Raw genomic sequence first — 12383 nt, 5'->3', positions numbered from 1 at the left:
CGTTCGCGGTCATCAGCGAGAGGCGCGCGCCCGGAAGGTGCGCGCCTTCGCCCGGTTCCCGCACACTCCCATCTCGCACCACGTGCGCGATCCGTTGCGCGAGCGGTCGTAGAAGGCCCAGGCGCAGTCATGCGCCGAGCAGAGCTTCACCCGACCGAGCTTTCCCTGGATGCCCAGCACCGCCGCGTTGGCCAGCACGGCCTGGGTCACAGTCTCGGGCGTAAGGGCCACTGAACGGGCGGAGACGCCGATGCGCACGGGCACTCCGGTGAGCTCAGCGTCCTCACCGCTCGCGACGGCGCGGAGTGCGTCGCGCAGCGAGCGCACCTCGGCGAGCTCGCCGGGGAGCAGTCCCCGGCCCGCCGCCCACGACTGGAGACCGTCCTCGGTGGCCAGCTCATCGGTCGCGTCCTCGACATCGAGGGTGTTGAGGAAATCGACCACCAGGTCCTCGAGCCCGACCGAGCCGGAACCGTCAGCTGTCAGCACATTCCCGCCATCCGTCATCTAACCACTGTACATCGAATACTGGTTACGGTACCGTCGTAACTATCAATTCGCTATAGCCGGTTATTCAACTCGGTCCCTCGCGGACCGACGGACGCAACGGAGCTCACCACCATGAATCCCCTCATCCTCTGGTCGACCCGCGACGTGCGGATCCTCGACCACAGCAATGACGACGAGAGCCTGCGCCACCAGCAGCTGCGCGATGCAGCCGAACTGGAACCTCTCGAGCGCGACGGTCGGTGGGCGGCCGCCATCCACCGCTGGGCCATGCAGGACGAGGCAGCGGCCCTGGCCGACCAGGCCGACGCGGCGCACGAGGCCACCCGGGCACGGCACTCGGCTCAGCTGCGGCCGCGCGTCTCGGGTTCGTGACCCACGGGGAAGTTGACCGACGCCGCGATGAAGCACTTCTCCGAGGCCTCGCGATGCAGGCTCGCCGCGAGCTCGATCATCGCGGGGTCGGCCACCTCCACCCGAGGCCGCAGCGTGACGCTCGTGAAGTGACCGCCTCCGTCGTGCGTCTGGCGCATCGAGCCGACGGCGGCATCCGAGTAGCCCGTCACGACGACGCCGTGAGCGACGGCGACGTGCAGGTAGGACAGCATGTGGCACTGGGCCAGCGCGGCGAGCAGCATCTCCTCGGGGTTCCAGCGGGCCGGGTCGCCGCGGAAGGCCGGGTCGGCCGACCCGTCGATCGGCGGCTTGCCGGATGCAGCCACGAGGTGCTCGCGCCCGTACTCCCTGTAGCCGCTCGTTCCGGTCCCCCGGTCGCCCTGCCAGTCGACGGTGACGGCGTAGTGGTGATCGAAATCCATGGCGTGAGCTCCGTTCGACGTGCCTGCTGGCTGTCTCCTCGTCGAGGATAAGCTGGACGCACCATGACTTTCACCTCTCTCGACACCCCGGCCACCGCCGTTCCGCAGGAGCGCAGCATCGTCACCGCCGTTCCCGGCCCGAAGTCCCGGGAACTGCACGCCCGACGCCTGGCCGTGGTCTCATCCGGAGTCTCCTCCACCCTCCCCGTCTACATCGAGAAGGCCAACGGCGCCATCCTCGTGGACGTCGACGGCAACAGGTTCATCGACTTCGGCGCCGGCATCGGCGTGACGACGGTCGGCCACACCGAGGCGAGCGTGGTCGCCGCCGCCGCCGGTCAGCTGCAGGACGTCATCCACACCCTCTTCACGATCACGCCCTACGAGGAGTACGTGCGCGTGGCCGAGCTGCTCGCCGAGCACACTCCCGGCGACTGGGCCAAGAAGAGCGTGCTCGTCAACTCGGGCGCTGAAGCCGTCGAGAACGGCGTCAAGATCGCCCGCAAGTACACCGGACGCCGCGCCGTCGCCGTTCTCGATCACGCGTACCACGGCCGCACCAACCTGACGATGGCGATGAACTACAAGGCCATGCCGTATGCGACCGGATTCGGTCCGCTCGCCGGTGACGTCTACCACGCGCCGAGCTCCTACCCCTATCACGACGGCCTCAGCGGGTCCGAGGCCGCTGCCCGCACCACCTCCTGGCTCGAGAAGGTCGTCGGAGCATCGGACCTGGCCTGCCTGGTCGTCGAGCCCATCCAGGGCGAGGGCGGATTCATGGTTCCGGCCGACGGCTATCTGCCCGCGCTGCAGGAGTGGTGCACGGCCAACGGCGTCGTCCTCATCGCCGACGAGATCCAGTCGGGGATGGCCAGGACCGGGCGCTACTACGCGAGCGAGCACTTCGGCCTCGAGCCCGACCTGGTGCTCACGGCCAAGGGCATCGCCGGCGGCCTGCCGCTCGCCGCGGTCACCGGCCGCGCCGAGATCATGGACGCGGCGCAGCCCGGCGGACTCGGCGGCACGTTCGGCGGCAACCCCGTCGCCTGCGCCGCCGCTGTCGCGGTGTTCGAGGCCATCGAGAACAACGGTCTGCTCGCCGAGGGCGAGCGCATCGAGAAGACCCTCGTCGCCGGCCTGCAGAAGCTGGCGTCGACCTACGACATCATCGGCGAGATCAGGGGCCACGGAGCCATGATCGCGATCGAACTCGTGCAACCCGGCACCGGGGAGACGACGAAGGAGCCGAACGCGGCCGCCGTCAGCGAGATCACCAGCTACGCGGCGCAGCAGGGCGTGCTGTTCCTGAGCGCGGGCACCTACGGCAACGTGCTCCGCTTCCTGCCCAGCCTGGCCGTCACCGACGAGCTCATCGCCGACGGCCTGTCCGTGCTCGACGCCGCTCTCGCCCGGCTGTCCTGATCGTGACGGAGACATTCCAGGTCGAGGACTCGGTCGAGGTGGCCGTGGTCGAGCGCAGCGGATTCATCGAGTCCCGTCACGCCGGTTCAGCCGTCGTGATCTCCCCCGCCGGTGACATCGTTCGCACTGTCGGAGACATCGCGTCACCGGTGTTCCCCCGCTCCGCACTGAAGCCGTTCCAGGCCGTCGCCGTCATGTCGAGCGGGGTCACCCTGCGCGGAACCGACGCCGCCATCGCCACGGCGAGCCATTCGGGCACGGCTCGCCACGTCGACCTCGTGCGCGGCGTGCTCGCCAGAGCCGGCGTCCCCGAGTCGGCTCTGGCCTGCCCTGAGGCCTACCCGCAGGACGTCGCTGCACGCGACGCCGTGGTGCGCGCCAACGGAGCGAAGTCGCCGCTGTACATGAACTGCTCGGGCAAGCACGCCGCCATGCTCGCGGCGTGCGCGGCGAACGGCTGGCCGCTCGAGGGCTACCTCGACATGGAGCATCCGCTGCAGAAGCGCATCCTCGACATCGTCGAGCGCTTCACGGGCGAACGACCGGCAGCCACCGGGATCGACGGATGCGGTGCTCCCGTGCACGCGATCTCGCTCACGGCACTCGCCCGCGGCATCCAGCGCGTCACGACGTCGACGCCGTCGTCGCCGTTCGCCATCTACCGCGAGGCCGGAGCACTGACGGAGGCCGTGCGGGAGCATCCGTGGGTCATCGCCGGCCCCGGGCTCGGCGACTCCATCACGATCGAGCGTCTCGGCGTCTTCTCCAAGTACGGAGCCGAAGGCAGCATCGTCATGACGGCGCCAGACGGGACAACTGTCGCGGCCAAGGTGCTCGACGGGAACACCCGCGTCGTGCACGCGGTCGCACTCCGGCTCCTGGTGCAGGCGGGAGCGCTCGACGCCGACGCCGTCGCACCGGTGCTCGAGGAGCTGGACCTCTGGGTGACGGGCGGAGCCGGCCGGGTCGGGCGCATCCGCGCGACCGTCTAGCCGACCCATCGCTCTTGCCTCTACTCCTGCTTCGCGAGCTTCCTCCGCTTGGCGGCCTGCGAGATCTGGGCGACGAGCACGAGCGCTATCGCGAACAGGAACACGGCCGACGCGATGACGTTCGCCTCCGCCGGGATGCCGCGTGACGCCGAGATGTAGATGTACTTCGGGAAGGTCATCACGGAGCCCGAGTTGAAGTTCGTGATGATGAAGTCGTCGAAGCTCAGCGCGAATGAGAGCAGGGCGGCCGCGATGATGCCGGGGAGCAGCAGCGGGAACGTGACCCGCAGAAACACCTGGGTCGGCGAGCCGTAGAGGTCGCGACCGGCCTCCTCGAGCGCCGGATCCAGGCTCGCGACGCGGGCCTTCACCGTCACGACGACGAAGCTGATGCAGAACATCGTGTGGGCCAGGATGATCGTGAGCATGTCCTTCGGGACCCCGAAGGCGAGGAACTGGGCAGCGAGACCCGCACCCAGCACGACCTCGGGGGTCGCCATCGGGAGGAACAGCAGCAGGCTGATCCCCGACCGGGCGCGGAACCTGTACCGCACGATCGCGATGGCGATCATGGTGCCGAGGACCGTCGCGACGATCGTGGCGACGACGCCGATCACGATGCTGTTTCCGAAGGCCTCGCAGACCGCGCCGTTCTGCACGGCGCAGACGTTCAGCCACTTGTCGAAGGTGAAGCCCCGCCAGGAGATGTTCGACTTGAGGGAGTCGTTGAAGCTGAAGATGAACGTGTACGCGATCGGGATCAGCAGGAAGATGAACGCCAGGATCGCATAGACGGGCAGGATCCAGCTGCTCGGCGAGAATCGCCGCGCCCGCGGCAACGGCGCGCGCGAGGCCGTCTCGGCGTTCTCGGTCTCGAAGAGGCCCGCGACGACGGTGCCCGCCTGTCCCTCACCGCTCACAGGAGTTCCTCCGTTCCGCTTCGCTTCACGTAGACGCCGACCATCACGAGGATGACGGTCATCAGGATGATCGAGAGTGCCGCAGCAGCCGGATAGTTCTGCAGCACCAGGAAGTTGGCCTCGATGACGTTGCCGATCATCTGCGTGTCGGCCCCTCCGAGGAAGTCACGGCTGGCGTTCACGTAGTCGCCGGCCGCCGGGATGAAGGTCAGCAGCGTGCCCGCCACGATGCCCGGCATCGAGAGCGGGATGGTCACCTTGCGGAAGACCTGGAACGGGCTGGCGTAGAGGTCGCTGCCCGCCTCGAGGTAGCGGGTGTCGAGCCGCTCGAGGGTCGTGAACAGCGGCAGCGTCATGAACGGGATGAAGTTGTACGTCAGACCGAAGATGACCGCGGCCGGCGTGCCGGTGAAATGGGCGTCCGGAGCCATCAGCGACAGGGCCTTCAGGCTGGTGATCACGAAGGACTCATCGGAGAGGAGCTGCTTCCAGGCCAGCGTGCGCAGCAGGAAGCTGATGAAGAACGGTGCGATGACCAGCACGAGCATCAGGCTCTGCAGCAGCGGCCAGCGCCTGGCCTTGACGCCGATGAAGTAGGCCAGCGGATAGCTGAACGCCAGCGCGAAGACCGTGGCCGCGAGGGCGTAGCCGAACGAGCGCAGGATGTGAGGCCAGTAGGCCTCGACCACCTGCACGTAGTTCTGCCAGTTGAAGGCGTAGTCGTACTGGCCGATGTCGCCGAACTCCCGGGGCGCCTGCAGTGAGGTGAGCACGAGCGACACGAGAGGTGTCAGGAAGAACAGCACCAGGTACAGGATGCCGGGGAGCAGCAGGAACAGCGCGATGCGACTCTTCTTGCGCGGCGCCGGCTCTGCGGCGACGGACGTGCTGGAGAATGCGGCGAAGGCCACGGTCGCTCCCTAGTCCTCGAGCTCGGCGATGAGCGCCTCGCGACGCTGCGCCGCGATGGACTTGGTGTCGGTGTCACCGGCGAAGCGCTGCACCTCGTCGGGCACATCGGCCAGCCCGAAGGAGTGCTCGACGTTCCAGCTGATCCAGACGTCATCGCCGACGTGCGAGATCGGGCCGAACTCGCGGTTCTGCGAGAAGACCACGATCGTTCCGGCACCGGGGATGGCGACGAGGTACTGCGTGCTCACCCCCGAGAACGACACATCGATGACCCGGCCGGGGCCGAGGATGTTCGTGCCGGAATCCGCTGCGGGGGCATCACGGTGGATGGACAGCTTCTCGGGGCGCACACCCACCGTGACGGCGCCGGTGTGACGCTGGGCGCGAGCGACGGGGACGGCGACGCGGATGCCGGCGACATCCACAGCGACGACGCTCGAGGTGGACTCGACGACGTTGCCGGTGAAGAGGTTGGACTGACCGAGGAAGTTGGCCACGAACGCTGTGTGCGGCAGTTCGTAGAGGGCCTCGGGAGCTCCCATCTGCTCGATCTGGCCCTTGTTCATCACGGCGACGGTGTCGGCCATGGTCATGGCCTCCTCCTGGTCGTGCGTGACGTGCAGGAAGGTCAGGCCGACCTCCTCCTGGATGGTCTTCAACTCGAGTTGCATCTGGCGGCGCAGCTTCAGGTCGAGCGCGCCGAGGGGCTCGTCGAGCAGGAGCAGTGCCGGCCGGTTGACGATGGCGCGGGCGAGCGCCACCCGCTGCTGCTGACCGCCGGAGAGCTGCTGCGGCTTGCGGGCGGCGAGGTGGTCGAGCTCGACGAGGCGGAGGGCCTCGTGCGCGCGGCTGACGGGGTCGGACACCTTACGACGGCGCAACCCGAAGGCGACGTTCTCCAGGATGGTCATGTGCGGGAACAGCGCGTAGCTCTGGAACACCGTGTTCACCGGTCGCTGGTGCGGCTTGGTCGATGTGACGTCCTTGCCGCCGATGAGGATGCGGCCGGCCGTCGGTTCCTCGAGGCCCGCCACGAGCCGGAGCGTCGTGGTCTTGCCGCATCCGCTCGGTCCGAGCAGGGCGAAGAACGACCCGGCTGGGATCTCGAGGTTGAGGTCCTCGATGGCCGTGAAGCCCGGGAACCGCTTCTGGATTCCGACCAGCGTGAGGTCGGCGCCGCTGTCGGCGAACTGCGATGCCGCCATGCTCAGGCGCCCAGCAGGATGGCCTGGAACTCGGCCTGGTACTTCTGCTCCTCGGCACCGGTGAGAGTGCGGAACACGGAGGCCTTCGACAGTGTCGTGTCGTCGGGGAAGATGAGCTGGTTGTCGGCCAGCTCGGGGTCGATGGCCGCTGCAGCCTCCTTCGCGCCGACGACGGGCGTGATGTAGTTCACCCACGCGGCGACCTCGGCGGCGACCTCGGGCTCGTAGTAGTAGTTGATGAGCTTCTCGGCGTTGGCCTTGCGCGGTGAGCCGATGGGGATCAGGAAGTTGTCGTTCCAGAGCGTCCCGCCATCCGTCGGGATGGCGAACTCCCACTTGTCTCCGGCTTCGGCGTTGATGACCGTGATGTCCCCTGACCAGCAGATGGCGGCCAGCGTGTCCTCGCTCTTGAGGTCCTCGAGGTAGGCGTTGCCCTTGATGTTGCGCACCTGGCCGTCCGAGACCTGCTTCTTGAGCTCGTCGATGGCGGCGGAGAACTCGTCGTCGCCCCAGTCTCCGCTGATGTCGACGCCCTGCTCGAGCATGATCAGGCCCATGGTGTCGCGCATCTCGGAGAGCACACCGACACGGCCCTTCAGTGAGGGGTCCCAGAGGTCGGCCACCGAGGCCAGTCCGCCCGGCACCTTCTCCTTGTTCCAGCAGATGCCGGCGAAGCCGCCCTGCCAGGGCAGGCTCATCTCGCGGCCCTTGTCGAAATCGACGTTCTGCAGCGACGGCGTCAGGTTCTTCATGTTCGGGATGTTCGCCTGGTCGAACTTCTGCGTGTAGCCGAAGCGGATCCAGCGGGCGACCATCCAGTCGGTGAGACACACGGTGTCTGCGCCGATGTCCTGGCCGAGGGCCAGCTGGTCCTTCACCTTGCCGTAGTACGAGTTGTTGTCGTCGACGGCGACGTCGTAGTTGACCTTGATTCCGGTCTCCGCCGTGAAGGCGTCGAGCGTCGGGTAGTTGCCCGCGTCGTCCTCGTCGATGTACGCCGCCCAGTTCGCCCAGTTGAGGGTCTTGTCGGTGGCCGACTCGTCGGGTGCTGCCGTCGGCTTCGCCGATCCGCCGGTCGAACACGCCGCGAGAGCCAGCGCCGTGGCACCGGCACCGGCACCGGAGAGCAGGGCTCGCCGGTTCAGTTGCGAGCTCTTCGCCTGGGCGATGAGGGATCGGATCATCGGATCTGCGGGCAGCTCACGGGGCTTCACAGGCGGACTCCTTCACGGGTGGCACAGAACAGGTGGTACTCGTCGCGCGGCCCGCATTCTTCGCGGGTGGGTCGATATTCGCACACTGCGCGCGTGGAAGCACGGTTTGGTGATCAAATCGTTGGATTGTGCGCTGATTCCGTACGAAATCAGCACCTGCAGCGAGGTTAAAAGCATGTTTCCGATAGTTGGACGCGCGTGTCGCTGGGTAGGCTGATCGGCGGGACAAGGGCGTCCCGTCAACGAAGGAGCGGTATGAGAGTCGCAGTCCCCCGAGAGATCAAGAACAACGAGTTCAGGGTCGCCATCACACCGGCCGGTGTGCACGACCTGGTCGCACAGGGTCATGAGGTGTTCATCCAGGCCGGTGCCGGCACAGGATCGTCGATCACCGACGAGGAGTACACCGCAGCGGGAGCGCAGCTCCTGCCCGATGCGGCGAGCACCTGGGCCACAGCCGAACTGCTGCTCAAGGTGAAGGAACCGATCGAGAGCGAGTACCAGTACTTCCGCGATGGACTCGTGCTGTTCACCTACCTGCACCTCGCCGCGGAACCCGAGCTGACGGAGGCGCTCCTCTCCAGCGGGGTCACCGCCATCGCCTACGAGACCGTGCAGCTTCCGACTCGCCAGCTTCCCCTGCTCGCGCCGATGAGCGAGGTCGCCGGTCGCCTGGCTCCCATCGTCGGCGCCAACGCGATGCTGAAGCCGAACGGCGGACCCGGGCTGCTGGTCCCGGGCGTTCCCGGCACGGCGCCCGCTCGCGTCACCATCCTCGGCGGCGGAGTCGCAGGCACCAACGCCCTGCAGATCGCGATGGGCCTGGGTGCCGAGGTCACGGTGCTCGACACCAACCTGTTCCGGCTGCGCGAGCTGGATGCCCTCTACGGGGGCCGCATCCGCACCATCGCGTCGAACAGCTTCGAGATCGACAAGGCCGTCGTCGAATCCGACCTCGTCATCGGTTCCGTGCTGCTGCCCGGGGCGAAGGCCCCGAAGCTGGTCAGCAATGAGCTGGTGTCCCGGATGCGTCCGGGCAGCGTGCTCGTGGACATCGCCATCGATCAGGGCGGGTGCTTCGCCGACTCGCGACCGACGACCCACGCCGATCCGACGTTCACGGTGCACGGCTCGCTGTTCTACTGCGTCGCCAACATGCCGGGAGCCGTTCCGCGCACCTCGACCTATGCGCTCACCAATGCGACGCTGCCGTACGTGCGTGCCGTGGCCAATGCGGGTTGGAAGGCGGCTCTCCACGCCGACCCCGCGCTGGCCCTCGGACTCAACATCCACGCCGGCGAGGTCTACAACGCCGGTGTCGCTGCGGCGAACGGCCGTGAGGCCCTCGCGCCTGCCGACGCACTGGCCTGACGCCTGAGGATCCATCCGAGCCGGCGGCTCACTCATCGATCCTGGCTCGACGGATGCCGCCCTCCGGCGTCTGCACCCAGACGCGGCCCGACCCGGCGCGCAAGGGAGGGGGCAGCTCGCGCACCCGCGTGAGCTGCCTCACCTCGCTCGGGCTGCAGCCGTCGAACACGAGGGTGGCCCGGGCGGCCAGGGCCGCGAACACGGCGGGCTGAGACTGCCAGGCGTCGACTCGTCCGACCAGGATGGGCCCGCTACCCGCGCCCGACACGGCGGGATCGGCGCGCGAGCCGGCGTCGAGCTGCCGAATCTCCCGATCGGGCGCGAGTCGAGCGAGTCGCCGCGCGAGCTGGTCGGGGCGAGACGACACCGCCAGCACCGGGCCGGACCCGACGAGGAGCGGCGGAGGGGTAGCCGGCGCGGTCGGTGACGTCGAGAAGGAGTGGGCACCGGGCACGGTGCTCCGGGCATCGAGGGCGTTCGGGGCCAGCACCTGCAGCCGGATGCCGTCCCACGCCCCGCGACCGGGCGGGGCCGAGGGATCCCACAGCTCGACGGGGGCTCCGGCCAGGACATGCTCGGTGCGATCGTCGGTGCGCAGCACGATCGTGCTGCCGAACAGCCCCGCCGAGGACCCGAGCATGCTGGAGCGTCTCACCGTCACGGCGATCCGAGTGACGCCGCCGTGCAGGAGGTCGGTGAGGCGATCGACGGCGGCCTGTCGATACTCGAGCGCCCAGCGTCCGCACACGGTGTCCCAGTCGTCGAGCAACAGCATCCGCACCTCTCCGCGATCGGCTCGCTCGAGGGCATCCCAGGTGCCCTCGACATCGGCGGCCACCACGTGCACCCCTGGGCACCGGGCTGCGATGGTGGTCAGCACCGCCGTGCGTCCAGACCCGGCCCCACCCTGCACCAGCAGCGCCTGTCCCGACCACCTGGCCGGCGGCTGGAGCTGGAGCTCGGGCCGGTCGAGAAGGCCGATGACGATCCCCCGCGATGCGTCTCCGGCGCCGGCGAGTGCCGGATGGTCGGACTGGAGCACCGCCGGGAGCGGGGGCAGCCACGGTCGGAGCGGCTCGGCCCCACCCGACCGATCGGCGGTGATCCTGGCCAGGTCGGCTGGGGTCGTCGTCGCGACCTGCGACTCGTCCAGGCGACCGCGGCGCGCGATGATGCACCGGCCCGGTGCTGCGGCCGGAAGCAGGGCCGCCGCCGGCGTTCCCAGCACCGCGCTGCTGTCGGCACCGTCGATGACCCGCAGGCTGATGCGCAGCGCGCAGTTCGCCAGCAGCGACTCCCGCACGACACCGGCGGGTCGCTGGGTGCAGAGGATGAGGTGCAGGCCGAGGGAGCGCCCGCGGGCGGCGATGTCGGCGAAGAGGGCGTGCATCCCGGGTTCCGCCCCGAGCAGCGCTGCGAGTTCGTCGACGACGATGACCAGTCGCGGCAGCGCATCACCGGACGTCAGGTGCTCGATGCCGGCCACCCGCGCGTCGGCGAGGATGGCCTCCCGCCTGCGGATCTCCGCTCGCAGGCTCTCGAGCACCCGTCGGGCGAGCGGGGCATCGAGATCGGTCACGATGCCGACGCAGTGCGGCAGCCCGGCGAGGAGGGTTCCCGTCGCCCCGCCCTTGAAGTCGACGAGGAGGAAGGTGAATTCCTCGGTGCTGCGCTCCGCCGCCATCGCCGCGATCCAGGTGACCAGGAGTTCGCTCTTGCCGCTGCCCGTGGTTCCGCCGACGACGGCATGCGGGCCATCGGCGACCAGATCGAGCACAGTCGGGCCCTCCGCTCCGACGGCGACGGCGGCGGCCAGCCCCTGGCCGCCGCCCGACGGACGTTCGAGCATCGCGAACGGCACCGCGGCCGGGAGCGACGCGGGTGCCGATCGCCGAGCGGTCAGTGCGAGCAATCGTGCGTGTGCGCCGGCCTGCTCGGCCCCCACGAGCTCGGGCACGAGGTGCACTCCGCATGCGGTCGGCGACCGGACGATCTCGGCGTCGACGGCGCTGCGCACGACGACGATGACGGCGCAGCCCGGTGGGAGGAGGGCGACGGTGGGAGCGCCCGCGAGCACGACGAGCCGGGCACTCCTCCCCTGTCCGTCGTCGACCGTCCGCGGAGCACCCCGCCCTGGTCCCTCCCGCGATGCCTCCAGGACGACGACGCGCGGCCCGGCATGATCGACCGACGAGGCGGAGGCGACGGATGCGGCGTGCGGAAGCTCGGTGGCCCAGTTCCACTCAGTCGTCTTCGGCACCTCGAGAGCGAGGGCCGTCGGCGGCACGGCATCGGCGATCTGGAGCACGAGCCCACGGAGGACGGCACGCACGAGTGGTTCCACGCCGACGACGCCCACGCCGTGGGCGACGTCGACCGCGACGGGCATGCCCTCGACGCACTGCGACGCCGCGACGGCTGACGCACGCTCCCGCAGGGCGCGGTCACGCGAGCCGCGCGCACCCGGCCGTCCCTCCGCTCCACCGGCACCGTCGGGAAGGACGTCGGCGTCGTCCTGCGCGATGGCGTCCGGGCTCGGCAGGGTTCCGCTGCCCAGCACCACTGATTCCGGGTGGGCGGCACGCCAGCGGCGTGCATCGTCGTCCCCGGCGAAGAAGGCGTCGGTGGCACTCGGATGCCGCCGCCAGGCTGCACGCCGGAGCTCGCCCTGCCGCCGGGTGATCTGCTCGCCGAGCACGGCGATGGCGGCGCTGTGCTCAGCCGACGCCCTCCGCGACGAGCGCCGGGTCGAGCGAGCGGCATCCGCCAGGCTCGCGAGGGCGATGGCGGGTCCGAGCACGGCGAACAGCAGGGCGAACGGCGAGCGGGTGATGCCCCAGAGCGCGAGGGCGACCACGACGGGGGCGATGCTGGCCAGGAGGGGGAACTGCGGCCGCTCCCGCTCGGACGGGCGGGGTGGCAGCCGCAGGGCATCGGACTGGTGTCGCAGATCGGTCACCCCAAGATGGAATCACTCCGACCGGGCGACGGAGCCCGCGCTGCGGCATCCGTGCATGGA

Annotated in this window: 11 protein-coding genes; 4 read left to right on the top strand and 7 right to left on the bottom strand. The window is 69.2% G+C overall.

All coding sequences use genetic code 11. The features are described from left to right. Positions 1 to 12: 12 nt before the first annotated feature. Positions 13 to 507 carry a CGNR zinc finger domain-containing protein gene (locus ASC59_RS01340; protein ID WP_055817662.1) on the bottom strand — a complete coding sequence of 165 codons (495 nt, stop codon included), beginning with the start codon at positions 505 to 507 and terminating at the stop codon, positions 13 to 15. A 114-nt stretch (positions 508 to 621) separates the two neighbouring features. On the opposite strand from ASC59_RS01340, the gene ASC59_RS01335 reads away from it, so the two are divergent. Next, positions 622 to 882, top strand: a complete 261-nt coding sequence (locus ASC59_RS01335; protein ID WP_055817660.1) for a hypothetical protein — start codon at positions 622 to 624, stop codon at positions 880 to 882. Here ASC59_RS01335 and ASC59_RS01330 read toward each other — a convergent pair. Beyond that, on the bottom strand, positions 852 to 1325 hold the full coding sequence (locus ASC59_RS01330) for an OsmC family protein (protein ID WP_055817658.1): 474 nt from the start codon (positions 1323 to 1325) through the stop codon (positions 852 to 854). The genes ASC59_RS01335 and ASC59_RS01330 overlap by 31 nt on opposite strands. Positions 1326 to 1388: 63 nt before the next feature. Between ASC59_RS01330 and gabT the strand changes: the two genes are divergently transcribed. Together gabT and ASC59_RS01320 are read left to right on the top strand one after the other, a co-directional pair. After that, positions 1389 to 2750: a 4-aminobutyrate--2-oxoglutarate transaminase gene (gabT, locus tag ASC59_RS01325; RefSeq protein WP_055817656.1), complete on the top strand. Its 1362-nt coding sequence runs from the start codon at positions 1389 to 1391 to the stop codon at positions 2748 to 2750. A gap of 2 nt (positions 2751 to 2752) precedes the next feature. Then, entirely contained in the window at positions 2753 to 3742 is a 990-nt protein-coding gene (locus ASC59_RS01320; RefSeq protein WP_055817654.1) for an asparaginase, read from the top strand. Between the two features lie 20 nt (positions 3743 to 3762). Here the strand turns inward: ASC59_RS01320 and ASC59_RS01315 are convergent, their stop codons facing one another. The 4 genes from ASC59_RS01315 to ASC59_RS01300 form a co-directional block, all read right to left on the bottom strand. Further along, positions 3763 to 4581: an ABC transporter permease gene (locus ASC59_RS01315; protein ID WP_055822622.1), complete on the bottom strand. Its 819-nt coding sequence runs from the start codon at positions 4579 to 4581 to the stop codon at positions 3763 to 3765. Between the two features lie 77 nt (positions 4582 to 4658). Then, positions 4659 to 5573 carry an ABC transporter permease gene (locus tag ASC59_RS01310; protein WP_055817652.1) on the bottom strand — a complete coding sequence of 305 codons (915 nt, stop codon included), beginning with the start codon at positions 5571 to 5573 and terminating at the stop codon, positions 4659 to 4661. 9 nt (positions 5574 to 5582) lie between these two features. After that, the gene (locus ASC59_RS01305) at positions 5583 to 6779 is read right to left on the bottom strand and encodes an ABC transporter ATP-binding protein (protein ID WP_055817649.1); all 1197 of its coding nucleotides are present in this window, start codon (positions 6777 to 6779) and stop codon (positions 5583 to 5585) included. A 2-nt stretch (positions 6780 to 6781) separates the two neighbouring features. Further along, positions 6782 to 7993, bottom strand: a complete 1212-nt coding sequence (locus tag ASC59_RS01300) for an ABC transporter substrate-binding protein (protein WP_055817647.1) — start codon at positions 7991 to 7993, stop codon at positions 6782 to 6784. 255 nt (positions 7994 to 8248) lie between these two features. Between ASC59_RS01300 and ald the strand changes: the two genes are divergently transcribed. Further along, positions 8249 to 9364, top strand: coding sequence for an alanine dehydrogenase (gene ald, locus ASC59_RS01295; RefSeq protein ID WP_055817646.1), 1116 nt, complete (start codon positions 8249 to 8251; stop codon positions 9362 to 9364). A 28-nt stretch (positions 9365 to 9392) separates the two neighbouring features. Here ald and ASC59_RS01290 read toward each other — a convergent pair whose 3' ends face one another. Further along, positions 9393 to 12323 carry an FtsK/SpoIIIE domain-containing protein gene (locus ASC59_RS01290; protein ID WP_055817644.1) on the bottom strand — a complete coding sequence of 977 codons (2931 nt, stop codon included), beginning with the start codon at positions 12321 to 12323 and terminating at the stop codon, positions 9393 to 9395. Positions 12324 to 12383 lie beyond the last annotated feature (60 nt).

Origin of the sequence: Leifsonia sp. Root1293 (assembly GCF_001425325.1) — a bacterium.
GTDB lineage: Bacteria > Actinomycetota > Actinomycetes > Actinomycetales > Microbacteriaceae > Orlajensenia.
The sequence above is the reverse complement of the archived record's forward strand: the minus strand, read 5'-3'. Positions and strand labels throughout refer to the sequence as shown.